This is a genomic window from Bacillus sp. SYZHCR11, from assembly GCF_057196865.1.
The window spans coordinates 1258224-1283308 of sequence record NZ_JBXUND010000001.1; the positions used below are offsets into that span (position 1 = coordinate 1258224).

The 25085-nt window shown below is 48.3% G+C and carries 22 protein-coding genes; 9 read left to right on the top strand and 13 right to left on the bottom strand.

Annotation, left to right across the window (positions count from 1 at the left end):
* Positions 1 to 2: 2 nt before the first annotated feature.
* Genes AC2CGA_RS05750 through AC2CGA_RS05760 form a run of 3 tightly spaced genes read left to right on the top strand, consistent with a single transcriptional unit; the run spans position 3 to position 3144 of the window.
* Positions 3 to 1439 (top strand): acyl-CoA synthetase, encoded by a 1437-nt coding sequence (locus AC2CGA_RS05750; RefSeq protein ID WP_058906684.1) that lies wholly within the window; start codon positions 3 to 5, stop codon positions 1437 to 1439.
* Positions 1427 to 2518, top strand: coding sequence for an acetyl-CoA C-acyltransferase (locus AC2CGA_RS05755; RefSeq protein WP_182275063.1), 1092 nt, complete (start codon positions 1427 to 1429; stop codon positions 2516 to 2518). The genes AC2CGA_RS05750 and AC2CGA_RS05755 overlap by 13 nt, the downstream gene beginning before the upstream one ends.
* A gap of 50 nt (positions 2519 to 2568) precedes the next feature.
* Positions 2569 to 3144, top strand: a complete 576-nt coding sequence (locus AC2CGA_RS05760) for a histidine phosphatase family protein (RefSeq protein WP_014304741.1) — start codon at positions 2569 to 2571, stop codon at positions 3142 to 3144.
* A gap of 14 nt (positions 3145 to 3158) precedes the next feature.
* On the opposite strand, the gene AC2CGA_RS05765 is transcribed toward AC2CGA_RS05760, so the two are convergent.
* Complete coding sequence (locus AC2CGA_RS05765; protein WP_139890392.1) at positions 3159 to 4037, bottom strand: ABC transporter substrate-binding protein; 879 nt, start codon at positions 4035 to 4037, stop codon at positions 3159 to 3161.
* Positions 4038 to 4525: 488 nt separating this feature from the next.
* Here AC2CGA_RS05765 and AC2CGA_RS05770 point away from each other — a divergent pair, with 488 nt between their 5' ends.
* Positions 4526 to 5674 carry a S8 family peptidase gene (locus AC2CGA_RS05770; protein WP_003155195.1) on the top strand — a complete coding sequence of 383 codons (1149 nt, stop codon included), beginning with the start codon at positions 4526 to 4528 and terminating at the stop codon, positions 5672 to 5674.
* A 44-nt stretch (positions 5675 to 5718) separates the two neighbouring features.
* Here the strand turns inward: AC2CGA_RS05770 and AC2CGA_RS05775 are convergent, their stop codons facing one another.
* Positions 5719 to 6969, bottom strand: coding sequence for a M48 family metallopeptidase (locus tag AC2CGA_RS05775; RefSeq protein ID WP_003155197.1), 1251 nt, complete (start codon positions 6967 to 6969; stop codon positions 5719 to 5721).
* A gap of 154 nt (positions 6970 to 7123) precedes the next feature.
* Here AC2CGA_RS05775 and AC2CGA_RS05780 point away from each other — a divergent pair, with 154 nt between their 5' ends.
* Positions 7124 to 7519 (top strand): YhfM domain-containing protein, encoded by a 396-nt coding sequence (locus AC2CGA_RS05780; RefSeq protein ID WP_007409201.1) that lies wholly within the window; start codon positions 7124 to 7126, stop codon positions 7517 to 7519.
* 47 nt (positions 7520 to 7566) lie between these two features.
* Here AC2CGA_RS05780 and AC2CGA_RS05785 read toward each other — a convergent pair whose 3' ends face one another.
* From AC2CGA_RS05785 to AC2CGA_RS05800, 4 genes are all read right to left on the bottom strand, one after another.
* Positions 7567 to 9108, bottom strand: coding sequence for a fatty acid--CoA ligase family protein (locus AC2CGA_RS05785; protein WP_014304738.1), 1542 nt, complete (start codon positions 9106 to 9108; stop codon positions 7567 to 7569).
* A 131-nt stretch (positions 9109 to 9239) separates the two neighbouring features.
* On the bottom strand, positions 9240 to 9884 hold the full coding sequence (locus tag AC2CGA_RS05790) for an SDR family oxidoreductase (RefSeq protein ID WP_139885197.1): 645 nt from the start codon (positions 9882 to 9884) through the stop codon (positions 9240 to 9242).
* Positions 9885 to 9964: 80 nt separating this feature from the next.
* Entirely contained in the window at positions 9965 to 10960 is a 996-nt protein-coding gene (gene lplA / locus AC2CGA_RS05795; RefSeq protein ID WP_003155205.1) for a lipoate--protein ligase, read from the bottom strand.
* A 12-nt stretch (positions 10961 to 10972) separates the two neighbouring features.
* Positions 10973 to 11707, bottom strand: a complete 735-nt coding sequence (locus tag AC2CGA_RS05800; RefSeq protein WP_003155207.1) for an MBL fold metallo-hydrolase — start codon at positions 11705 to 11707, stop codon at positions 10973 to 10975.
* Between the two features lie 169 nt (positions 11708 to 11876).
* Between AC2CGA_RS05800 and yhfH the strand changes: the two genes are divergently transcribed.
* Both yhfH and gltT read left to right on the top strand, forming a co-directional pair.
* The gene (gene yhfH, locus AC2CGA_RS05805; protein WP_370465857.1) at positions 11877 to 11999 is read left to right on the top strand and encodes a protein YhfH; all 123 of its coding nucleotides are present in this window, start codon (positions 11877 to 11879) and stop codon (positions 11997 to 11999) included.
* Positions 12000 to 12232: 233 nt separating this feature from the next.
* Positions 12233 to 13522, top strand: a complete 1290-nt coding sequence (gene gltT, locus AC2CGA_RS05810) for a glutamate/proton symporter GltT (RefSeq protein WP_003155211.1) — start codon at positions 12233 to 12235, stop codon at positions 13520 to 13522.
* 40 nt (positions 13523 to 13562) lie between these two features.
* On the opposite strand, the gene AC2CGA_RS05815 is transcribed toward gltT, so the two are convergent.
* The gene (locus AC2CGA_RS05815; protein WP_206335253.1) at positions 13563 to 14594 is read right to left on the bottom strand and encodes a M42 family metallopeptidase; all 1032 of its coding nucleotides are present in this window, start codon (positions 14592 to 14594) and stop codon (positions 13563 to 13565) included.
* A gap of 131 nt (positions 14595 to 14725) precedes the next feature.
* Between AC2CGA_RS05815 and AC2CGA_RS05820 the strand changes: the two genes are divergently transcribed.
* Together AC2CGA_RS05820 and fabHB are read left to right on the top strand one after the other, a co-directional pair.
* Positions 14726 to 14947: a hypothetical protein gene (locus AC2CGA_RS05820; protein WP_003155215.1), complete on the top strand. Its 222-nt coding sequence runs from the start codon at positions 14726 to 14728 to the stop codon at positions 14945 to 14947.
* 137 nt (positions 14948 to 15084) lie between these two features.
* Entirely contained in the window at positions 15085 to 16062 is a 978-nt protein-coding gene (gene fabHB / locus AC2CGA_RS05825; protein ID WP_003155217.1) for a beta-ketoacyl-ACP synthase III FabHB, read from the top strand.
* 50 nt (positions 16063 to 16112) lie between these two features.
* On the opposite strand, the gene AC2CGA_RS05830 is transcribed toward fabHB, so the two are convergent.
* The 6 genes from AC2CGA_RS05830 to AC2CGA_RS05855 all read right to left on the bottom strand — a co-directional run bounded on the left by AC2CGA_RS05830 (position 16113) and on the right by AC2CGA_RS05855 (position 25039).
* Positions 16113 to 18446, bottom strand: coding sequence for a YhgE/Pip domain-containing protein (locus tag AC2CGA_RS05830; protein ID WP_014304734.1), 2334 nt, complete (start codon positions 18444 to 18446; stop codon positions 16113 to 16115).
* 74 nt (positions 18447 to 18520) lie between these two features.
* Positions 18521 to 19093 (bottom strand): TetR/AcrR family transcriptional regulator, encoded by a 573-nt coding sequence (locus AC2CGA_RS05835; RefSeq protein WP_003155219.1) that lies wholly within the window; start codon positions 19091 to 19093, stop codon positions 18521 to 18523.
* Between the two features lie 147 nt (positions 19094 to 19240).
* Positions 19241 to 20674 (bottom strand): protoporphyrinogen oxidase, encoded by a 1434-nt coding sequence (gene hemY, locus AC2CGA_RS05840; RefSeq protein WP_003155220.1) that lies wholly within the window; start codon positions 20672 to 20674, stop codon positions 19241 to 19243.
* 27 nt (positions 20675 to 20701) lie between these two features.
* Entirely contained in the window at positions 20702 to 21637 is a 936-nt protein-coding gene (hemH, locus tag AC2CGA_RS05845; protein WP_015388476.1) for a ferrochelatase, read from the bottom strand.
* A gap of 75 nt (positions 21638 to 21712) precedes the next feature.
* Complete coding sequence (hemE, locus tag AC2CGA_RS05850; protein ID WP_003155222.1) at positions 21713 to 22774, bottom strand: uroporphyrinogen decarboxylase; 1062 nt, start codon at positions 22772 to 22774, stop codon at positions 21713 to 21715.
* A gap of 123 nt (positions 22775 to 22897) precedes the next feature.
* A complete protein-coding gene (locus AC2CGA_RS05855; RefSeq protein ID WP_139885196.1) occupies positions 22898 to 25039 on the bottom strand; it encodes a transglycosylase domain-containing protein in 2142 nt (713 codons plus the stop codon).
* Between the last annotated feature and the right edge of the window lie 46 nt (positions 25040 to 25085).

The window sequence follows — 25085 nt, forward strand, 5'->3', positions numbered from 1 at the left end:
TCATGATTACATCATCATATTCAGATACAGCCGGACAAGCGCCGGAACGGATCGCAATTCAGACAGACACAGAACAGATCACCTATCAAACTTGGAACAGGCTAGTAAACCAAACCGCAAACTGGCTTGGCAGCCTTTCAGATAAGCCGGAAAACATTGCAATATTACTGCCGAACGGCATCCCATTTTTACAACTTTTCGCAGGGGCGGCGCATGCCGGCTGCACGGCGGTTCCGTTAGATCCCCGCTCGGCTGCGGCGGAACTCGCGGACCAGCTGCACATCAGCAAAACCGACCTCGTCATCTGTGACCGCCGGCTGAGCGGCAGACTGGACGGCATCAAAACGCCTGTCATCCTGTGGGATGAATGCAGGCCTTTGATCGAGGCGGAAAAAACGGAAGGCGCTTTTATCAAAAACACCGGCCTGCCCTTTTATACCGGATTCACCTCGGGATCGACCGGTAAGCCGAAAGCCTTCACCCGCTCTCACCGTTCGTGGCTGGAGAGCTTTTCTTGTACGAAACGTGAGTTCGGCATTTCCCCTGATGACAAAGTGCTGGTACCGGGCACGCTTCGCTCGTCACACTTTTTATACGGCGCCGTCAGCACTTTGTTTATCGGCGGAACCGTCCTCCTTCAAAGAAAATTCAATCCGGCCGGAATGAAAGACCGGCTCAGACAAGCTGACGTTCTATATACCGTTCCGACAATGACGGACGCCCTGCTCTCACTAGAGGCGTTTCCGGTTACACCGCTCAAGGTGATTTCTTCCGGTGCAGACTGGCCCGCTTCGTCTAAACAAGCGCTGTCAGAGCGCTATCCCCATTTACGGTTGTACGATTTTTACGGAACGTCTGAGCTGAGTTTCGTGGCGTTCTTATCGCCTGAAGACAGCGCCCGGAAGCCTGACGCGGCGGGCCGTCCATTTGAAAATGTTACAATCGAAATCCGCCGGCCCGGCGGAGAACGCTGCATGCCGGGCGAAACGGGGAAGATTTTTGTGAACAGCCCGATGAAATTTTCCGGATACATCAACGGCGCAAAACCTGATGATTCCGGCTGGATGACGGTTGATGACATGGGATATATCGATCGTGAAGGCTATCTTTATATCGAAGGACGTGAAAACGGGATGATCGTATCAGGCGGCCTGAATGTATTCCCGGAAGAGATAGAACGTGTGCTCAACCGCTGTCCGGGCGTCAGAAAAGCGGCCGTCATCGGCATTCCTGATGATTATTGGGGCAGCATCGCCGTTGCGGTGATCGACGGACATGCAAATGTAAAGGAACTGAAGAAACAGTGCCGCGAGCAGCTGGCGGCATATAAAATCCCGAAAAAATGGCTGTTTTCAGAAATACCGGAAACAGCCGGCGGAAAGATCGCCCGTGCCGCCGTACAAAAGCAGGCAAAGGACATGATGGAATGGAAGCTGTAATTACGGATGCGAAGCGGACGATTTTCGCCCGGGAAAACGGCCTGTTAAAAGACTGTCTCCCCGAAGATTTGGCAGCTCCGCTGATCCGACATTTGAGCCGGAACATGCCCGAAGACATTGATGAAGTCCTGATCGGAAACGCGACGGGCCGCGGCGGGAACCTCGCCCGGCTGTCAGCCTTGGCCGCCGGGCTTCCTTTGAGCGTGTCCGGTACGACCATCGACAGGCAGTGCGGTTCCGGATTGGACGCCGTGAGGGTCGCGTGCCACTTTGTTAAAGCCGGCGCGGGGAGCACATACATCGCGGGAGGAGCGGAGAGCAGCAGCCGTTCCCCTTTCTCATCCCGGGCGCGCTTTTCTCCTGAACACATCGGCGATCCTGATATGGGCATAGCGGCCGAGTATACGGCACAGGCTTACGGCGTAACGAGAAAGATGCAGGACGAATATGCCCTTCTCAGCTATGAACGGAGCGTCAAAGCGCACGAAGACGGCTTGTACCGCCGGGAAATTCTCCCCTGTCACGGATTCGCCGCTGACGAAAACATGCTGAAAAAGCGGAACATGGAGCCTCTCATCGCCCGCGCCAAACCTGTCTTTCAGTCCGGAGGCTCTGTCACCGCGGCCAACAGCTGCGGAATTTCTGACGGGGCGGCGGCAGTTTGTGTGCTGGAAGAACAAAAAGCGCGGTCTCTCGGTTTAAAGCCGGGATTGCGTTTTATCGGAAGCGCGGTAAGCGGCGTCCATCCGCATTATCCGTCAGCAGCTCCGGTTTATGCCGTCAAAAAGCTTTTGAAGGAACGGGACCTGTCACCGGATGATATTGATATATACGAAATCAACGAGGCGTTTGCCGTCAAAATATGCGTTTTCTCACAGCAGCTTCAAGTGCCGTATTCTAAAATAAATGTCCGGGGCGGCGCTCTGGCCGTCGGGCATCCGTACGGGGCTTCCGGGGCGGCGCTTATCACCCGGCTTTTTTATGAAGCAAAAAGACGCCCGGATGCCCGCTACGCAGCAGCAGCGATCGGCAGCGGAGGCGGAGTCGGACTGGCGCTTCTCTTTGAAGTGTTAACGTAACGGCAGTATAATAGATGATATCGATAAAAAATGATCGGAGTGGAGACTTTATGACTGCCGTTTGTTTAGTAAGACATGGAGAGACTGATTGGAATGCCCAAAAGAAGCTTCAAGGCAAATCGGATATTCCGTTAAATGCGACGGGAGAGCGTCAGGCGAAAGAAACAGGAGAGTACTTAAAGGGGTCCGAATGGGATGTCATCGTCTCGAGCCCGATGAAACGGGCCAGAAAAACAGCTGACATTATTAACGGGTTTTTGAATCTTCCCATTGTCGTCATGGAAGATTTCAGAGAACGGAGCTACGGTGATGCGGAAGGAATGTCTTTGCCGGAACGGTCGAAGCGCTACCCGGATAAAAACTACCCGAACATGGAGACCGCAGAAGAGCTGACAGACAGAATGCTTGCCGGTTTAGTGAAAGTTCAGGAGCGGTTTCCTGATCAAAAAGTACTGATCGTCGCTCACGGCGCAGCCATTCACGCCCTCTTGTCCGCTATTTCTGACGGTGATACCGGCATACAAAACGCAAAGCTTGTCAATGCGTGCCTGAGCAATATCGAACGAATTGAAAATAAGTGGCGCGTCAAAGATTACAATGTAAGCAGCCACCTATCAGAATCATAACAAAAAGGCCCGAATTAGTTTTGGGCCTTTTTGGCGAGCATTTTTTTCTGAAGATCATGTAATACGGCGTCCGCACCGTCAATGCTCCGGCGCTCCGTCCATACCGCCCTGTCCGCGCGGTAAACGCGGCCGTTTTTTACGGCAGTCAGCTGTTTCCAGATGTGATTTTTTTCGAGTTCTTCCTCACCGTCCAATAGTACGATGTAATCAGGATCGATATGCAAAAGCTGCCCGGGCGTCATTTTGATAGCGTCTGATTTCCCGCCGGAATCCGTCTGGACCGCATATGTAAACCCTGCGAGCGTCAAAAGCCGGGATGTGAAAAACCGGTCATCCTTTACGGAAATGCTGTCATTTGCAGCGTCAATTAATAAAATCGTGCCGCCTTCTGCATCCAGCTTTCTTTTGATGTCATTCAGCTTTTCTTCCTGAGCCGACAATTGTTTCTCTATGACGCCCTCTTTACCGACCGCCTTTTCAATGGTAAGGGCAGCATCAACCGCATCCTGATAATCCGCAGCTTCATTTTTCAAAGCGATTGTCGGAGCGATCTTTGTCAGCTCATGGTATATCCCCCTGTGCAGGCTTGAGTCAGCAATGATGAGATCGGGTTTTAACGAAGTGATCTTTTTCAAATCGGGATGTGACGGGGACCCGACGGACGGACTGCCGTCGTTTCGCTCTTTCCGGTTATCCGCCGCGGCCGCCGGCTTTATACCGAGATCATGGAGGGCGTCAATAAAGCCCTCATTCAATACGGCGATGCGCTGCGGGTGCGCAGCCACATGCGCCGTCCCCAGATCATGCCTGACGGCGGTTTCATGTTCCTGTTCTGAGCATGCCGTTATGAAGAGAACGGATAAGATCATCAGCATACTGAAAATTGGTTTCATCTGTTCCCCCTCTTTCGTTTTTCCGCAATTATATCATTGACAATATAAGTATCAATGATATTCATTATCATTATTTTTATAAAATGGTTTCACAGCTTTTCTCCCTCAAGAAAGCCAAAGACTGATTCATGCCGGCCGCTTTATTTCATTCCGCTTTCGTTTCCATCAGACTTCTGCATTCAACAAAAGGTGACATTTATCCTGTTTTTGCCTCAGCTTCCAAAAATGGAATCAAACCGTTCGACCCAGTAAACAAGAGAGCGATTGCGGCTGTGTACAAATACTCATGTCCTTCCATCGGTTTTTTCCATTAAAATTTAAATATTTCGGGTTCCTATTAAACGAAAGAGAGATGATATACCTAAATAGAAATAAAACAAACTGAAAAAAATTGGGTCTACTAAAATATTATTCCATACTATACAATTAATCCACAGAATAATCTGTCTATTGGTTATTCTGCAAATGAAAAAAGGAGTGGATAAAGAGTGAGAGGCAAAAAGGTATGGATCAGTTTGCTGTTTGCTTTAGCGTTAATCTTTACGATGGCGTTCGGCAGCACGACTTCTGCCCAGGCTGCAGGGAAATCAAACGGGGAAAAGAAATATATTGTCGGATTTAAGCAGACAATGAGCACGATGAGCGCCGCCAAGAAAAAAGATGTCATTTCTGAAAAAGGCGGGAAAGTGGAAAAGCAATTCAAATATGTAGACGCAGCTTCAGCTACATTAAATGAAAAAGCTGTAAAAGAGCTGAAAAAAGACCCTAGCGTCGCTTACGTTGAAGAAGATCACGTTGCACAGGCGTACGCGCAGTCCGTGCCTTACGGCGTATCACAGATTAAAGCCCCTGCTCTGCACTCTCAAGGCTTCACCGGATCAAATGTTAAAGTAGCGGTTATCGACAGCGGTATCGATTCTTCTCATCCTGATTTAAAGGTAGCAGGCGGAGCCAGCATGGTTCCTTCTGAAACAAATCCTTTCCAAGATAACAACTCTCACGGAACTCACGTTGCCGGTACAGTTGCGGCTCTTAATAACTCAGTCGGTGTATTAGGCGTTGCGCCAAGCGCATCTCTTTACGCTGTAAAAGTTCTCGGCGCTGACGGTTCCGGCCAGTACAGCTGGATCATTAACGGAATTGAGTGGGCGATCGCAAACAATATGGACGTTATTAACATGAGCCTCGGCGGACCTTCTGGTTCTGCAGCGTTAAAAGCGGCAGTTGACAAAGCCGTTGCTTCCGGCGTCGTAGTGGTTGCGGCAGCCGGTAACGAAGGCACTTCCGGCGGCTCAAGCACAGTGGGCTACCCTGGTAAATACCCTTCTGTCATTGCGGTAGGCGCTGTTAACAGCAGCAACCAAAGAGCATCTTTCTCAAGCGTAGGTTCTGAGCTTGATGTCATGGCACCAGGCGTCTCTATCCAAAGCACGCTTCCTGGAAACAAATACGGAGCGTACAATGGTACGTCAATGGCATCTCCGCACGTTGCCGGAGCGGCTGCTTTGATTCTTTCTAAGCACCCGAACTGGACAAACACTCAAGTCCGCAGCAGTTTAGAAAACACCACTACAAAACTTGGTGATGCTTTCTACTATGGAAAAGGGCTGATCAACGTACAGGCGGCAGCTCAGTAAAACATAAAAAACCGGCGTCGGCCATGGCCCCGCCGGTTTTTTTATTATTTTTCTTCCTCCGCATGTTCAATCCGCTCCATGATCGACGGGTGGCTCCCTCTGAAAATTTTGACGAGAAACGGCGGGTTGACCCGGCTCAGTCCCGTATCGGCCAAGTCCTGAAACGTCTCAATCGCCGCTTCCCGGTTTCCGGTCAGCTCGATGCCGTAACGGTCGGCGGCGTTTTCCTGATACCGGGAGACGGCGTTCGTAATCGGATCAGAAGCAAAACTGAGAACGGATATGAGCAGCAATAACAGCGGGAGGGCGGCCAGATCTTCAGGCCCCTTTATATGAAGCATTCGGCCGAAGAATTTGGACAGCCGCTTATAAAGCTTGTCAATGATATAAAACCCGGCTAATGACAGCAGCAGATACCCGGCCAGTCCGATGTACACGTGCTTCATCACATAGTGCCCCATCTCATGCCCCATAATGAACAAAATTTCCCGATCCTTCAGTTTGTTAAGCGTCGTATCCCACAAAACGATCCGCTTATTCGAACCGATGCCCGTCACATACGCATTCAGCGCATTCGTTTTCTCCGACATATTTACTTCATACACATGGCTGGCCGGAATGTCGGCCTTGTCGGCAAGCGACAAAATTTTGCTTTCCAGCTCCTTGTCTTTCAGCGGATAGAAATCATTGTATAAAGGATCAATCACGACCGGCTGCAGGAAAAACAAAAACAGGGTAAACGGCACAGTAAGACACCAAGCGTAAAACCACCATTTTTTTGTATGCTTTGTGATCAGCCAGTAAAACACAAGCACACACACGGCAAACAGCGGAAAACTGATCCAGAAATCAATGACATGGTCTCTTATCCAGCTTGCTGCTGTCTGCGTCGAAATATGATACGCAAGCGAAACCCGATATCCGATCCACTCAAGCGGAAGCGAAGCCGCCGTAACGATGAGTGAAATCACAAATACGAAGCTTACGATTTGCAGCACCCGAAAGCGCACCGCTGCTTCCAGCCAATGCTTTATTTTTTTTGCAAGCCCCGTAATGAGCAGCAGAAAAAATAAAAACCAATCTAACGGCGCTCCGATGAAAAATAAAAAATCCTTTACATTTGAAAAGTTTTCAGCGGCTGCCAGGCGGCCCGGGTCCATAAACGAGGACGGATCGGCTTTCGTTCCCTTTACAGCCTCCGGGACGGCGGAGTCTCCTGTCATAAAGAAATACCAATAGAAAAAAAGGCCGTACAGCACATAGGCAAGTCCCGCTGCCGCTATCCATTTGCGCATGGAAGTCTCCCTCCTTAGCCTTATGACTTACTCCTATTGTAAGCATAAATGCAAATAAATAGAACCAAGCCTCCGAAACGGATGTTAATCTTTTCACAACAGAAAAGAATGGAACAACAGGAAGCGGGAAAGACTAAAAGACGGAGTGATGAATATGAAAAAAATAATCGCGTTTATTGTAGTAATCGCCCTTTTGGTTATTGCTTTCTTTTATGTATACAGCCGGACCGGCGATGTGTTTCCATCAAGCAACGCAGATCTGATTATTCTGTCAGAGCACGGAAAAAAAGAAATCAAAATTAAAGACAGGCAGAATGTAAAAGATATGCTCGATATCTTGAACCAAGGAAAACAAGTCAAACTGACCAAAAGCGTGTCTCCCGATTACGACGGAACGGTCAAATACCATGAAGACCGTTTTGATTCATTCAGTATGTGGCTCGAAGGCGGCAATTATATGATGTACAAGTATAAAAACACGTATTACAAACTGACCCGGCATGATACGAAGCTTGTGCAAAGCATCATTAAGGAAGAATCGCAGAGCTGACCGGATCAGCATGTAAAAGCGAAGCCACCGGCTTCGCTTTTCGTCCGTCATTTCGGAAGCATGTCCCGGACCGCCCTTCTCAGCAGCTTCCCGGTCGCGTTCTTCGGAATCTCATCAAGAAAAACCACTTCCGCCGGCCGCTTATATTTTGCCAAATGTGTTTCACAGTAATCGAAAACCGCCTGCTCTGTCAGCTCACCGTCCGCAGGCACTATATAAGCATGCACCGCTTCCCCCGTTTTGGCGTCAGGAACGCCGATGACCACGGCTTCTTTAATGCCCTCATGGCTGTAGAGCACTTCTTCTACTTCGCGCGGATAGACATTGTATCCGCCGACGAGAATCATATCTTTTTTTCTGTCGACGATATAAAAATAACCGTCTTCGTCGCGCTTCGCCAAATCACCCGTGTACAGCCAGCCGTCTTTCAGCGCGTGCTCCGTCTCCTCGGGCATCTTGTAATAGCCTTTCATCACATTCGGCCCTTTCACGATCAATTCTCCCACTTGATGGTCGGGCAATTCGCGTCCGAGCGTATCGACGACTTTATTTTCGACATGTAAAATATTCGTCCCGATCGAGCCGGGCTTTCTCCCCCGGTCAAACGGATTAAAACAAGTAACCGGAGACGCTTCAGAAAGTCCGTATCCCTCCAGAATGGTGACGTCAAAGGTTTGTTCAAACGTCTGCAACAGAGCGACCGGCATGGAGGCCCCGCCTGAAATGCACAGTCTGACGGACGCAAAATCCTCCGCCTTGCCGTGCTCGTATTGATACAGATAGTTATACATCGTCGGAACGCCGGCAAAAATGGTTGCCTGACGGCTTTTAATCAGTTTAAACACAGAAGCCGGGCTGAATTGCGGCTCGATTAAGACACACGCTCCGCTCATCAGAGGCGCATTCATACAAACGGTTAAACAAAAAACGTGAAACATCGGCAATGCCGCCACAATTTTGTCTTTCTCATTCATTCCTAAGTATCCGGCGACATCATTTGCATTGGAGAAAAGATTCTGATGGGTGAGCATGGCGCCTTTCGGTTTTCCGGTCGTCCCTGAGGTGTATAAAATGACGGCAGTATCGTCTTTGGACAATGTCGGATAAGTTCTGCTGCGCTCCGCCGGGCGGAGCATTTTTGTAAACGTTGTCATTTTTAAGCGCAATTGAGGGTCTTCTGTCGATGGAGCGTTCTCTGCTGTCTGGCTGATAATGATATGCTCCAGCAGCGGCAGCGAGCCGTGCAGGCTTTCAAATACGGGAATTAATAGGTCGATGCCGGCGATCGCTTTGACATCGCCGTTTTTCAGCATGTATGCGATTTCTGAAGGTGTGTATGCCGGATTAACAGGTATGACGACAATTCCCGCTTTTAACGCGCCGAAAAACGCAATAACAAAGTCAGGCGTATTTCCGAGCAGCAGCGCGAGATGATCCCCTTTTTTCAGTCCCCTGTCCTCCAAGCCGTTTGCAAATGCTTTGATTTTACCTGCCAGCTCCTCATACGTCATGTACTGATCTTGAAACAGACAAGCTGGTTTTTCCGGTTTCTGCGATGCCGTTTCTTCCAATTTGGAAACCAGATTCATTTTCCCACCCCTTTAAAAATGTAATGAATGAATAGTCATTCATTTATCCGGAATAAACGTTCACTTTTATTATAGAAAAATATAGAAAAACACTCAAGGGCAAAAAGCCCCGAGTGCCGTAAAACCGGAAACTATAATTGTTTCAGCGCTTCACTGACCGGCGTGCCGCCCGCTGTCAGATCGAACGCTTTTTCATACGTATTCGGTTCATCAAGGGATGCGATAACGGTCTTGGCGACATCGTCTCTTGAAATGGAGCCTCTTTCTAAATCGGCCGCGGCTTTGATATTTCCCGTGCCGGGATCATTTAATAACCCGCCCGGCCGGATAATCGTATACGTCAGACCGCTCGCTTCAAGAATTTTATCCGCATAATGCTTTGCGGCATAATACGGCTTCAGCGCTTCATTCCAATTGTCGCGGTTATGAGCCTGAAGGGCGCTTACCATAATGAACCGCTTGATGCCGGCTTTCTTTGCCGCTTCTATCGCTTTCGCCGCTCCGTCAAGATCAATCAGAAGCGTCTTATCGTATCCGGTGCTTCCTCCTGATCCGGCGGTAAATACAATCGAGTCACAGCCTTCAGCGGCTTTCGCGATGTCTTCCGTGCTTCCTTCCAAATCTGCAAGAACGGCTTCTGTTCCTGCGGCTTGAAGCGCTTCTTTCTGCTCTTCTTTCCGGACCATCGCCCGCAGCGTATGCGTGCCGTCTTTTTGAAACAGCCCGGTCAGACGCTGTCCGATCTGCCCGTTTGCTCCGATGAGAAATACTTTCATCATGATCCCTCCCCATTCATTATGGTTCTATCATTTCACAAAAACGGGCGCTGATTCAAATCATGCGTTCGGCAAATGTTCTAATAAATCAGCTCGAGGAAATCTTCCAGCTCTATTTTGCCGAAATACTGTTTCAGATCGATTCCGGCCAGCGCCTCCCTGATAGCGGTTCTGTCATACTGTTTTCCGGTCAGCGCCTGTTCGACTTCACTCACATCTTTCGCACCGAAGAAATCACCGAAAATTTTGCAGTCCTGAATGATTCCTTTTTTCACTTCAAGACGCAGATCAATCGATCCGACCGGATAACGTTTCGAATGCTGAAGGTTGAATGCGGGCGACCTTCCGAAATTCCAGTCCCAGTTTTGATAGCGCTCTTCGGAAATCTTCCGGATCGCTTTCCAGTCTTCATCGGTCAGTTTATATTCCGGCACTTCGGAAAGATCATTTGTATTAAAAATATGGTGAAGCAGATGCTTTTTGAATTCGTCCGCCGTCATTTTGTCATCAAGAAACTCGCTGATATTGGCGACACGGCTTCTGATTGACTTAATGCCTTTTGATTCGATTTTGTCTTTTTTCACTTTCAAGGCTGACACGACATGATCAATGGCGGAATCCAGCATTAATGTTCCGTGGCTGAAAATACGCCCTTTCGTCGAAAATTGAGCATTGCCGGAAATTTTTCTGCCGTCCGCGACGATGTCGTTTCGGCCGCTTAATTCAGCTTCCACACCGAGCTGGCGCAGCGCCTGAATAACGGGTTCGGTGAATTTTTTAAAATTGTGGAAGCTGTCGCCGTCATCCTTGGTGATAAAACTGAAATTCAGATTCCCGAGGTCATGGTAAACCGCGCCGCCTCCTGACAGCCTGCGGACGACGATGATTCCGTTATCTTCTACGTATTTCGTATTGATTTCTTCTATTGTGTTTTGGTTCTTCCCGATGATAATCGACGGCTGATTGACATAAAACAGCAGGTATGTCTGTTCAGGGTCGAGATGCTTCACGCAATATTCCTCGATTGCGAGGTTGATCCTCGGGTCGGTTATGTTTTGGTTGTCGATAAATAACATGGTGCTCCTCCTTTATTTCTCCCACTTCAATCCGGAAGCGGCGATTGTCACTTCGCCCCCGAACACGGATTCCGCTTCTTCTTTCAGCTTCCGGTGCTCGCCGAAATGAGGCAGATGTGTGAGAATCAGCTCCCCCGCTCCGGCCTCCTCCGCGATACGTCCGGCTTCCAAACTGTTCATATGGCCGGCTGACGTGCCGTCCTGGTCCGCGTAAAAATTGCACTCGCAGATCAGCAGATCGGCATTTTCCGCAAACGGGATAAACGCGTCCTGGTAGCTTGAATCAGCCGTATACACAACAGAAGCTGAACCGTCAGTAATCCGCATCGCATAACAAGTGACCGGATGCACCGTTTTCAGGAAGGTAATGGTGAACGGCCCGGCAGAAAGCGGGCGGTCCGGCTGATAGGCCACTCCTTTCGTATGCGTTTTATATGTAAGACGCTCAAACTGTTCTATATCAGCATCATGCCCGTAAATCGGCAGTGCATGCGTCCCTTTTCCGAGAAAGGAGCCGACCTGTTTGGCAAATTGAAGCGGCCCGATATCAGCGATGTGATCATGGTGATAATGGGACAAAATGACGGCATCAAGCTCTTCTGCCGGAACATAGGCAAACAGCTTTGATAATACGGCGCTTCCGCAATCGACGAGCAGAGAATAGCCGCCGGACTGAAACAGATAGCCTGAAGTTGCTTCGTTTGCGGCCGGAAACCCGCCGCAGCATCCAATGACTGTAATTTTCATATGGTCCTCCGAATGTTTATGATAAAAAGATCCTTTCCTCCAATATACCTATTTTTCGTACAAATTGCATGTTTTAAACATTGTGCCAAAACAGCCGTTGATTTTCCGAAACTGTTATAATACAATGTAGAGACAAAACAATGAAAGAGGGATGGGTATGTTAGAAAAGATGTCGGATTTTTTCAGAAATTTACCCGGTAAGAAATGCGAAGAATGCGGAAATGAGATTGTTGAGCAGTATGAGTGTCACATTAATTTGTGCAATGACTGCTTGAAAATTAAGGATATGTGACAATAGGGCGCCGCACAATTCTAAGTTGTGCGGCGCCCGTTTTTTCGGCCGTCATCATACTTTCTGAATAGGGCGTTATTCACCATTATTAGCAATTATCTGTACGTTTTAAAAGATTCAGTATTTTCAATCTATATTTTTCTATAGACGGATTGTTTTCTTTTCTATTATAATTTGTTCTAATAGCTATCTTTTTAGATACTTATTGCACTTTTTTCTTCGGGAGGTAATCTATGAAAAAATTACGCTTTGGACTAGCGACGCAAATTTTCGTCGGACTCATACTAGGGGTTGTAGTCGGTGTCATCTGGTACGGCAATCCCGCCATTCCAACATATTTACAGCCTATCGGCGATTTGTTTTTACGCTTAATCAAAATGATAGTGATTCCAATTGTCGTCTCCAGCTTAATCATCGGCGTTGCCGGCGCGGGAAGCGGAAAACAAGTCGGAAAATTAGGCTTCAAAACGATTTTGTATTTTGAGATCATTACCACTTTTGCCATTATTCTCGGGCTGGCTTTGGCGAATCTGTTTCATCCGGGAACAGGCGTTAATATACATGAAGCTCAAAAGACAGATATCAGTCAATATGTTGAAACAGAAAAAGAACAAAATAACAAATCTATCGCAGACACATTCCTGCATATCGTACCGACAAACTTCTTCCAATCATTAGCCGAAGGAGATCTGCTTGCCATCATCTGCTTTACCGTGCTGTTTGCACTCGGCATCTCGGCAATCGGTGAAAAAGGAAAGCCTGTCTTGGCCTTCTTTGAAGGTGTTTCTCATGCGATGTTCCATGTTGTGAACCTCGTCATGAAAGTTGCGCCGTTTGGTGTTTTTGCGTTGATTGGTGTTACCGTTTCCAAATTTGGGCTCAGTTCCCTGCTTTCACTCGGTAAACTGGTCGGTTTAGTGTATGTAGCTTTGGCTTTCTTTCTCATTGTTGTATTCGGAATCGTCGGAAAGCTTGCCGGAGTAAACATTTTCAAATTCCTCGCCTATATGAAGGATGAAATTTTATTAGCGTTCAGTACGTCAAGCTCCGAAACCGTACTCCCCCGCGTTATGGAAAAAATGGAGAAAATCGGCTGTCCGAAAGGTATTGTTTCCTTTGTTGTGCCGATCGGATATACCTTTAACTTAGACGGATCTGTGCTGTACCAATCTATCGCCGCTTTATTCCTCGCTCAGGTATACCACATTGACTTGTCCATTTGGCAGCAGATTACCCTTGTGCTTGTCTTGATGGTCACTTCCAAAGGAATGGCTGCCGTGCCCGGGACTTCTTTCGTCGTCCTGCTTGCGACATTAGGCGCATTCAACATTCCTGCAGAAGGCCTTGCATTCATCGCCGGTGTTGACCGGATTATGGACATGGCCCGCACGGTCGTCAATCTGACCGGAAACGCGCTGGCATCCGTTGTGATGTCAAAATGGGAAGGCCAGTATGATCCCGTTAAAGGCGCGAAGGTCATGAGCCTCGCCAAAACAGAACAAAACACAACCATTTCAGGTTAAAATGAAAACCCTGCACGGAATGATTTCCGCGCAGGGTTTTTTATGCCATCGGCGATAGAACGTACCGGTGCAAAAGCTTCGCCGTATTAAGAAGCGATAATTCATGCGTGCGTTCAAAAGCGTGTGAAGCGTCAATTCCCGGGCCGATCAGCCCGTGAACGATGTCATGGCCCGAACGGATGGCTGCTGAGGCATCAGAACCGTAATACGGATAAATATCAAGCTGATAATCAATGCCATAGCGCTCCGCAAGCCCGGCCAGATGTTTTCTGAGCTGATAATGGTACGGTCCGCTCGCATCCTTCACGCAAATGGAGACGGTATATTCATCCGTAGACTGGCCGTCGCCGATCGCTCCCATATCAACAGCCAAGTATTCGACGGTCTCAGGAGGAATGTTGGAATTGCCGCCGTAGCCGATTTCTTCATTATTAGAAATCAGAAAATGCGTCGTATACGGAAGTTCGATTTTCTCTTCCGTGATGCGGCGGATTAAATTCAAGAGCAGAGCCACGCTCGCTTTGTCATCAAGATGCCGGGACTTAATAAAGCCGCTCGGCGTAATCTGCACGCGCGGGTCAAATGAGATGAAATCGCCGACCCTGATGCCGAGCTCGGACGTCTCTTCCTTCGTCCGGACAGGCTCATCAAGGCGGACTTCCATATTCTCCTGATTCCGCTCTGCCTTGCCGGCGTCCTTGTAGACGTGCACTGAAGTCTGATGCATTAAGATGGTGCCTGTATAGGTTTTGCCGGAAGAAGTTTGGATCTCGCAATATTCCCCTTCAATCGAGTGATATCGGAAGCCGCCGATCAAGTCAATCTTCAGCCGGCCGTCCGACTTTATTTCCTTTACCATCGCGCCGAGCGTATCGACATGCGCCGTCAGCAATCTGTGTTTCTTGTCATCACGGCCGGGAATTGTGACAAAAAGACCGCCTTTGCGGTTTCTGTAAGAGGAGACGCCCCATTCTTTTAAAAGACTTTCTGTATAGGCGATAACCTCGTATGTATTGCCCGTCGGACTCGGAATCGACACCAGTTCTTTAATCAGTTCCATCGTATGTTTCATATTTTCCACAGGTCATTCCTCCTATCAATTTTATTCTTCTTAAAATATACTCTTTTGATCCATAACCCGTCCAATCTTTTCCTGCTCTTTTTTCATAGAATGAAGGGAGCATGAGCATAGGAGGGAAATGTATGATCAGCCGTAAACCGCACAAGCGGAAAAGGTTTCATAATGATTGGTTTGAGGATTGGTTTGAGGATGATTGGTCTGGTGCAGCCTTCTGGTGCTGTAAAAAAGAAAAAGATCACTGTAAAAAGAAAAAAGAAGACCCTTGCAAAAAGAAGAAAGACAAAAAGAAGAAAGACAAAAAGAAGCATCATCATTCATGCCGCCGCTGCTGCCGTCATTGGTAATCGTTCACACAAGCCCGTTTTACAAATAAAATTCTCATGCTCCCCAAACAGCGGATGCTGCTTGGGTTTTTTTATTAAAATTAGTACCAAGTAATAATATCAGGTGTTATAATCTGATATAAAGGAGTGATTTTTTCATGTCAAAATCTAAAATTACAGCAATCGGTACATATGCTCCGGCACGCCGATTAACAAACGCGGATTTGGAGCGCATCGTCGATACATCTGATGAATGGATCGTCCAGCGCACCGGTATGAAGGAAAGACGCATTGCCGGCGAACATGAATTCACATCGGATTTGTGTGTGGAAGCGGTGAAAAATCTTGCAGAACGATACAGCGGAACTCTTGATGATGTCGATATGATCCTTGTCGCCACAACGACGGCGGACTATGCGTTTCCAAGCACCGCGGCACGCGTGCAGGCTTACTTCGGCTGGCCGCACACGGGGGCGCTTGATATTAACGCCACATGCGCCGGACTCACTTACGGCCTTCAGCTCGCAGACGCATTAATTACCGCCGGTTCCCATCAAAAAGTGATTGTCATTGCCGGTGAAACATTATCAAAGGTAACGGATTATACTGACCGGACGACCTGCGTTCTTTTTGGAGACGCTGCTGGCGCCCTATTGGTGGAACGCGACGAATCAGCGCCGGGCTTTTTGGCAGCCGTGCAAGGAACAGCGGGAGGCAGCGCGGACGTGCTGTATCGCACGGGACTGAGCGCAGAATTAAACGGCGAGCCGCTTAAAGGCGGAGGAAATATGGTGCAAAACGGGCGCGAAGTATATAAATGGGCGGCCAGAACCGTGCCTGAGGAATGCAATGCCCTTTTAGAAAAAGCCGGCTTTTCAAAAGACGATCTGGATTGGTTCGTTCCTCACAGCGCCAACATGCGGATGATCGAATCCATCTGTGAAAAACTGCCCTTCCCGCTTGAACGGACATTGACAAGCGTTGAATATTACGGCAACACTTCATCGGTTTCTATTATTCTCGCTTTGGATGAAGCTGTGAAAGCAAAAAAACTGTCGGAAGGCCAGACGCTGGTATTGTTCGGATTCGGCGGCGGATTGACGTATACCGGACTGTTGGTGAGATGGGGATTTTAATCGAAATCAAAAAAAAGAGGCCCTGAGCATCTGCTCAGCGCCTCTTTTTCTTATGCTGTTATTTCTTCTTCCGTTTTGTGTTCTTTTTTGCTTTGCACCGTAAAATACACGATGGTCAGCGCGATCATGACAACGGCGATGCCCAACAGAATGGATGCCTGCTGCCACATATAGCCGTAATCGCCATTTGAAATGACGGCACGGAACCCGTTGATGCTGTAAGTCATCGGCAGTGCCCCGTGAATCACTTGATAGAATCCCGGCAGGAGTTCAAGCGGGAAGGTTCCTCCGCTTGCCCCAAGCTGGAGCACCAGAATGATGACAGCGATAAAGCGTCCCGGATTTCCCATCGTTGTCGCCAATAATTGAATCATCGACAGGAATGCGATGCTGGTAATCATCGTAAAGAGATAGAATCTCCAAGTGCTTTCCACATCAAGCCCGATTCCTTTTAACAGAACCGTGGCGACTATAACGGATTGAATCAGTCCGACGAGCAGAATGACGCTGAATTTGCTGAGGAACCATTCAAAACCGTTTCTCGGACGCCCTGAAGCTTCACTCAGAGGGAATACGACCGTCAGCATCAATCCGCCGACATACAAGCCCATAGAGAGAATATAAGGCGTCAGTCCGGTACCGTAGTTAGGCACGGAATGAATCGCGTTATCGTCCGTTTTTACCGGATCGGCAAACATGCTGTACGTTTTGTCATCTGTCTTAATGTCCCCGGTTTGATCAGCCGCATCTTTCAGCTGGCTGGACAATTGTCCGGTGCCGTCTAAAAGCTTGCTTAAACCGGTGCCGAGAGACGCTTGACCCTGCTCAATTTTGGACGAGCCGTCATGGATTTTGTTTTGCGCGTCCAGCAGTTTCGTTAAGCCGCCAGACACCTGGCCGCTCCCTGACACTAACGCTTCTGATCCTGATTTGAGCTGTCCGAACTTGCTGTTGTATTCGCCGATACCGGCCGTCAATTTGTTTTGGCTTTCAAAGACGGTCTGCGCTCCGCTGTACAATTTATCAGTTCCAGCCGTCAGCTGGTTAATCGCGTCTTGTACCGCCGCCGCGCCGTTATACAGTTTCGATGTGGACTGAGGCAGTGCTTTCAGCTGATCAGCCTTCGCTTTTACATCTGCCAGCGCGCTTTTTATGACTGACATATCCGGAAGCTGGATATCTCCGCCGGACGGAAGCTGGCTGACGATATTGTCTAAATCCGGAAGGTCGGCCTTCGGAAGCTTCTCATTCAGAAGCTGAACAAGTTTCGCTTTTTGCTCATCCGTTAAGAAATCACTGTCCTTAATCACCTTTTTGACCGCGTCATCCCGGGCATCCAGGCTGTTTTTCAGATCAGAAAGCTTTTTCTTAAACTGCTGCAATTCCTTTTCAGTCTGCTCAAGCTCGCCAACCGCTTTTTCAATATCTGAGAGGTTGACTGAATTGATCGCATCTTCAAATGCCGCCGCTTTTTGCGACACTTCCTGCGCCTTGCTGTTTAACGCGCTTAATCCATTCGTTAAATCCGGAAGCTTTTGCTGGAGCTGCTTTTGTGCGTCAAGGCTCGTTTTCAGCCCGCTGGCCACTTGGCCTCCTCCTGAAGCAATCTGTCCTGATTTATCTTGAATTTCGGCGCTTGCGCTCTGAAGTTTTGCGATAGAGCTGTCAAGCGTTTGAATTCCGCTTGTCACTTTCGCCGCTCCGTCTGCAAGCTGCTGCGTTTTATCGCCGATGGTGGCGGTGCTTTCAGTAAGCTTCGCTAAATTTTCCTTCAGCTTGGCGCTGCCGTCTTTCGCGTTTTTCGTGCCGTCGTCTATTTTCTTGGCGCCGCTGCTGGCTTTGCCGAGTCCTTTGGCAATATCTTTAAAATTGTCAAAAATGACTTTTGCGTATTGCTCCGTCACTTCTTTCGACACGGAGGCTTTCAGCTTGTCGATCGCCTTTTCTCCGATTGTCGCGCCGACATAGTTTGATCCGGCATTCGTATGATATTTCAGATCCAGCTTCTTCGGATTTTTATCCATTACCGTGCTGGCGTTTTTAGAAAAATCTTCAGGAATCTCGACCAATAAATAATATTTAGCATTTAATAAGTCCTTTAACGATTGATCAAGATCGTTTGAAAAATGCCAATCAAAATTATCATTTTTCTTTAACTCTTTCACAAGATCGTCACCGATCTGAAGATGTTTCCCTTCGTAGTCCGCCCCTTTATCCTGGTTGACAACGACAACCGGCAGCTGATCCACCGTGCCGTACGGGTCCCAGTACGCCTTCAAAAACACTCCGCTGTAGATCAGCGGAACGAATAATATGGCAATGATGGGGATTAACAGTTTCTTGTTCGTTACAATGTCTTTCCACTGGCTTTTTATTGTATTCAACCCTGTTGCCTCCTTCCGCAAACTGACTCATTTGACAAAACGGTCACGGCACCTAAAAAGTGAAGGATCATCTATTATTTAGATAATCCTTGACCAACATACATTTCCAGCAATTCGGCGATCGTCTCTTTTTCAAGAGGCGGATGGTTTTTTTCCCAGTCAAATATCAGCGCGATGTAGAGCTTGAGCATCACAAAAGCGGTCAGTTCCGGATCACACGGTTTAATGCTTCCGTTTTCAATGGCTGTTTCTATCTTTTCTTTAATGTATGACAGAATGGCCCGCTCCATTTTCGCAATGACATCCTGAACGGCTATTGTACCAATCTCGGCGTTCTCCTGAAAAATTTTAATAGTCAGCTGGTGTGTTTTTCTGAATTCCAAAATCGCGACAAGCGCCCGGTGAACATTTTCGTGAAATGAAAGCTCCGGTTTCATCGCTTCGTCTGCGTGTTCCTTCATTTCTCTTAAAATAGTGGTGAAAATATCATCAAACAGTTCTTCTTTGTTTTTGAAAAACGTGTAGATGGTTCCCTTCCCCACATTTGCAAGCTTTGCCACCAGATCCATTGTCGTTGCTTTGTAGCCGAATTGTGTAAAAGACTTCGTTGCCGCTTCCAGAATGAGCTTTTTCCGATCGACGGACATGTTCCCCACCTCGTTAAATTGACCGTTTGAACGTTTTAGTCATTTTGTACATAAGATAACTTATCACAGTCGCAAAGAAGATTCAAATGTTTTTTCTCTTTATTGGTGTTCCCTTTACAGAACGGGAACATGCAAAAAACCTCCGTTTTACGATAACGGAGGCTGGTACGTTTCAAATAAATAAGCGAGTGAATCATATACGGCGGCTTTTCCCTGGTCGATACAGTCGGGGATGCCCACCCCTTCGAAAGACGCGCCCGTCGCGTATACGCCCGGATAGGAAGCTTTCAGCGCATCTCTGAACTCTTTGATGCGCTCCTTATGGCCGACATGGTATTGCGGCATGCTTTCGTTCCAGCGGGTCACACAGGTCATTTCCGGTTCGCCATTTATTTTCATTACTTTTTTCAAATCTTCCATTACGATTTTAATGATCTCGTTATCTGAAAGATCTACGATGGATTCATCTCCGGCCTTTCCGACGTACGCCCTGAGAAGTGTTTTGCCCTCCGGCGCCGCGTGCGGCCATTTTTTATTCGTCCATGTGCAGGCCGTGATGGAGAAATCGCTGTTTCTTGAGATAACGAATCCCGTACCTTCATGCTCCATTTTGACGGCTCCCTCAGGAAAACCTAAGGCGACGTTGGCAACGGACGTAGAATGCATGTCTTTGAGACATGAAACCGCCGGCAGATCAGAAAGCATTTTCGCCGCGGCTTTATGCGGGGCTGTCACTATGCATCCTTCCGCATAGAGCACTTTGCCGTTATCAAGCGTCACGGAATATCCTTTCTCCTCGCGGCCGATATGGGTGACTTTCGTTCCTTTCATCACCTTTGTCAGCGTAAGCTGCTTTTCCAGCTCCTCCACCAACGTTTGAAGCCCTGTCGTCAGCGTTAAAAACTGGCCCTGCTTTTTGGCCGTCAGCTGCTGTCCCGAAGGCTGCGGACGTGATTTTTTCATACCGAGAATCAGGCTTCTGTGCTTTTGCTCAGTCTGATAGAATTGCGGAAACGTGGACATGAGGCTCAGCTTATCAATATCTCCGGCATAAATCCCTGATAATAGCGGTTCTATTAAATTCTCAACGACTTCGTCACCGACGCGTCTGCGGAAAAATTCACCCAGAGACTGATCTTCCTTCGGTTTGCTCGCAGGCAGGACAAAGTCAAGCGCCGCCCGAGCTTTTCCGGGTACAGAAAATAAACCGGTGGAGATGAACGGAGCGATTTTGGTCGGAATGCCCATCACCGCGCCCTTCGGCATCGGATGAAGCGTCTCATTGACGAGCACGTAAGACTGGCCGGTCGCATTGTTGACGAGCAGATGCTCAAGCCCCAAATCCTTAACGAGCTGCGGCGCGCTTTTTTTCCTTTCTAAAAAAGAATCCGGCCCCCGCTCAATGATGTAGCCGTCTTTATGCGCCGTCTGAATTTTGCCGCCCGCTCTCGGGCCCGCTTCGATCAGGGTGACCTCAAGCGGCAGCTGTTTTTCCTTGATTTCTTTTTCCATGTAGAAGGCGGCGGCTAGTCCCGTTATGCCGCCGCCGATGATGACCAGATGTTTTTTATCGCCACTCATTTTTATCGCCTTCTTTACCGTTTAATTCTACTTGTCCAGCTCTTTCAGCACGACCGCTGCAAGCGCGTCGATAAATTCAGGCTGTGCGTTCGGCATGGCCGGACGATAGTAGCTTGCGCCGACTTCTTCGGTCACAGCTTTGCATTCATAATCATTATCGTAAAGCACCTCTAAATGATCGGCAACGAAGCCTGCGGGCACGTATACAAATGCTTTATAAGGATGCTTTTGATACAGCTCGCGCGTGAGATCCTGCACATCCGGCCCGAGCCACGGATCAGGGGTGTTCCCTTCGCTTTGCCAGCCGACTGCGTAATCGGTAATTCCGGCGCCTTCGGCAATCAGTTTTGCGGATTCCTCCAGCTGGTCAGGATACGGATCGCCGTATTCTTTAATTTTTTCAGGAAGGCTGTGCGCTGAGACGATCAGCATCGCGTCATCCCGTTCTTCTTTCGGCATTGATTCATACGTTTTCTTCACCTGGCCGACCCAATAATCAACGAATTTCGGTTCATCATACCAGCTTTCAACAGACTTGATGGTCAAGCCGCCGAGCTTCTCCGCTTCTTCTTTCGCGCGTTTGTTGTATGACTGGACGCTGAATGTTGAAAAATGAGGGGCGAGCACAAGGCTGACAGCTTCTGTAAGGCCGTCTTTATGCATGTCCGCCACCGCGTCTTCAATAAACGGTTCAATATGTTTTAATCCGATGTACACTTTGAATGTTACGTCGTCCTGGATTTCATTTAAACGCTGTGCGAGCTTCTCCGCCTGCTCCTGCGTGATTTTTGCCAGCGGAGAAATGCCTCCGATCGCTTCATATCTGTCTTTTAAGTCTTGAAGCATGTGCGGCTCCGGCTTTCTTCCGCGTCTGATATGTGTATAATAACGTTCTATGTCTTCTTCTTTGTAAGGCGTTCCGTAAGCCATGACGAGAAGTCCCATTTTCTTTTTGCTGCTCATTTTGTTAAACACCTCTTTTGATGGTCTGTCTACCTTGATTTTGACAGGAAAATCTTCTTATAACCAACGATCTGCTCAGGAAGATTGTTCCGTTTTTTTGGCCGCGGAATATTCATGTACAAACGCCGTCAGCTTTTTCAGCGTTGCCGGATTGACATCAGGGAATACGCCGTGCCCTAAATTGAAAATAAACCCGTCCGTTTTCATGCCTTGATCAAGTATCGCTTTCGCTTTTTTCTCGATGACTTCCCAAGGCGCAAGAAGAAGCGACGGATCAAGATTGCCCTGAACCGTTTTTGTAATGCCTTGTTTTCTGGCGTCATCTATGCCGAGTCTCCAATCAAGACCGACGACATCAAGAGGAAGGTCATGCCAATCCCCGGCCAGGTGGCTTGCGCCTACGCCGAACATGATCAGCGGAACTTGCTCTGCTGAAAGCTCCCGGAATATTCTGTCCATCACCGGTTTTATAAACTGCCGGTAATCTTCGCGGTTCAGCGCGCCGACCCATGAATCAAAAATCTGAATGGCTTTTGCGCCGGCATTAATCTGCGCTTTTACATAAACGATAATCATGTCCGCGAGCTTGTCCATCAGCATTTGCCACGCTTGCGGCATACTGTGCATAAACGCTTTTGTTTTGTTGTAATTTTTAGAAGGCCCGCCTTCAATCATATAACTGGCCAGCGTAAAAGGCGCTCCCGAAAAACCGATGAGCGGAACATTCAGCTGTTCGTTTACGAGTAATCGGATCGTTTCCAGCACGTAAGGAACATCCTGTTCGGGATTCAGTTCGCCGAGCTTTTCAATATCCGCAGCAGAGCGCACCGGCTGATCGATCACCGGGCCGATTCCGTTTTTTATTTCAACATCCACTCCGATATAAGGAAGAGGCGTCATAATATCTTTATATAAAATGGCAGCGTCCACTCCGTACTGCTCGACCGGGAGCCTCGTCACATACGCGCACAGCTCGGGCTGATGCGTAATTTCGACTAAGCCGTACTTTTCTTTCAGCTTGCGGTATTCCGGCTGAGACCTCCCCGCCTGTCTCATGTACCAGACAGGGACGTGATTTGTTTTTTCTCCCCGTGCCGCTTTTAAAAACGTATCATTAAACGCTTCTCGTTTACTCATCTGAATTTCCACCTTTCCTCCTGCAACCATACGTTCGTGTTCTTCGCCCATTACACTATACCTTGTTTTTTCTGAATGGTATAGAATTGAGGCTTAATGTTCAAAAAATCGCCGAATTCATGATTAAGAAGAAAAAAGCTTCGGCTGAACGTATTCCGTTCCCTCTCCTTCTTGATTCGTCTGCGAATTAAATGGAACGACTTTGTATGAGGCCCCTGAAAACAGATTGGCGTACGGTATGTCAAAGCTGCCTTTTCCTTTCACCGAATCCAGAAGCTTGTCTTTTCCGTCTTTCTTCTCATATATTCGGTAAACAACCCGATCATCCTTTTGAATATCCCATTTTAATTGAACCGTAATCAGTCCCATCGCCTTAAATGTATAACGGGCCGACAGGGATTTTACCGCCTCCAGCTCAATCGGGCTGCCCAGTTCCTTCACATTTTCAGGCTTTTTGAATGTCCGGCCGTTTTCACCCGCTTTTGTGACGATATCTTTAAAGAGTCTGACCGGGTATTGGCTGCCGCCTTTCAGATAATGGGTTTTATCCGTTTTGTCATAGCCCATCCAGACGGCTCCCGTCAGTCCGGGAGTGTATCCCGCAAACCAGGCGTCCTTTGTCGCGCCGGGGATGCCGGTAAATGTGGTCGTGCCGGTTTTCCCCGCCAGGTCACCTTGATAGCTGCCTTGTGAAGCGGTTCCTTCTTTTACGACCTGCTGAAGCATTCTCGTCATATTCCATGCCGTCTGTCCGCTGAAGACGCGCGTTTTGCCGTTTTCAGGCCCGGATAACGTTTCTCCGTCTTCGTCCGTGATGTTCTCTATAAAAAATGGCTTCGTATACATTCCGTTTGCCGCAAAGGTATGATAAGCTCCGGCAAGCTGAAGCGGAGTGACGCCTTCAGACAGACCGCCCAGCGCAATCGCGAGTCCGTTGTCAGAAATGTTCATGCCGTTTTTCTCAAGATACGATTTTCCCGTATCCACGCCGATCTGCTTCAATGTCCAGACAGCGGGCGCATTTATGCTGTAAGTGATCGCATCCTGCATCGTCACTTCCCCCTTGTACTGTCCGTCATAATTTTTCGGTTCATACCCGTCGTAGGACGTCAGTTTGTCTTGGAGAAGCGAATACGGTTTGAACTTGTCTTCCTGCATGGCGGGCCCGTATACGGCAATCGGCTTAAACGTTGAGCCCGGCTGCCGCTTCGCCGTAACCCTGTTGTATCCTTTTGTCACGTAGTCGCGCCCGCCGACCGCCGCGCGCACGCCTCCGGTTTTATTATCAATAAAGACGGCGCTTCCCTCTGCCGCCTGATCCGTCCCCGGAAAATAGCCGCTTTCCTTCATGAGGGTATATGCCGTTTTCTGCAGCTTGGAATCAAGTGACGTCCGGATCGTATAACCGCCTTGAAGCAGCTGTTCTCCTGACATCGAATAACGGTCTTCCGCCTCCTTGATGACAAGATCGATATAACTGTCAAACCAAGGCGTTTCTGATGTTTTCTTGACATTAAGCCCCAATGTCCGGCCCTGGGCTCTGACGGCTTCCTTGGCGCTGATATAGCCTTGATCGTTCATCATTGCAAGAATCGTATCGCGCCGTTCTTTATTTTTATCCGGATGCTGAATCGGCGAATAAAGAGATGGCGCCTTCGGAATCGCTGCCAGAACGGCTCCTTCCGCAACGGTTAAATCTTTTACTTCTTTATTAAAGTAGTAGTGGGACGCGGCTTGAATGCCGTAAACGCCATGGCCGAAATAAAGCTGGTTCAGGTACATTTCAAGCAGCTTGTCCTTGCTGTAATCACGCTCAAGATTGATGGCGATAATGACTTCCTTCGTCTTGCGCAAAAATGTTTTATCATGAGTCAGAAAAATGTTTTTCGCCAGCTGCTGGGTGATCGTGCTTCCGCCCTCCACCTTGCCGCCTGCTAAAACATCCCGGAACACCGCCCGGCCGACAGACTTCACATCAATGCCGTGATGTTCGTAAAACCGTTTATCTTCAACGGCGATAAAGGCATCTCTCACATCTTCCGGAACCTGCTGAATGGATACCGGCTCACGATTTTCCGTATAGAGGCTCGCGATTTCATCACCGTCTTGATCGACGATTTTTGAAGATGCGTGCAGTATTAATTTCTTTTCATCGATGACATAATGGCCGAGAAATATAATGATAATGTATCCGATTAACGCGAGAAAAGCGGTTGCCGCCGCAATTACAGCCGGAATAAAGAATCTTTTTTTCTTTTTCAGCATAAGTCACCTCGCCTTTCTTAACTTGTAGTATGGGAAATATTGTTTC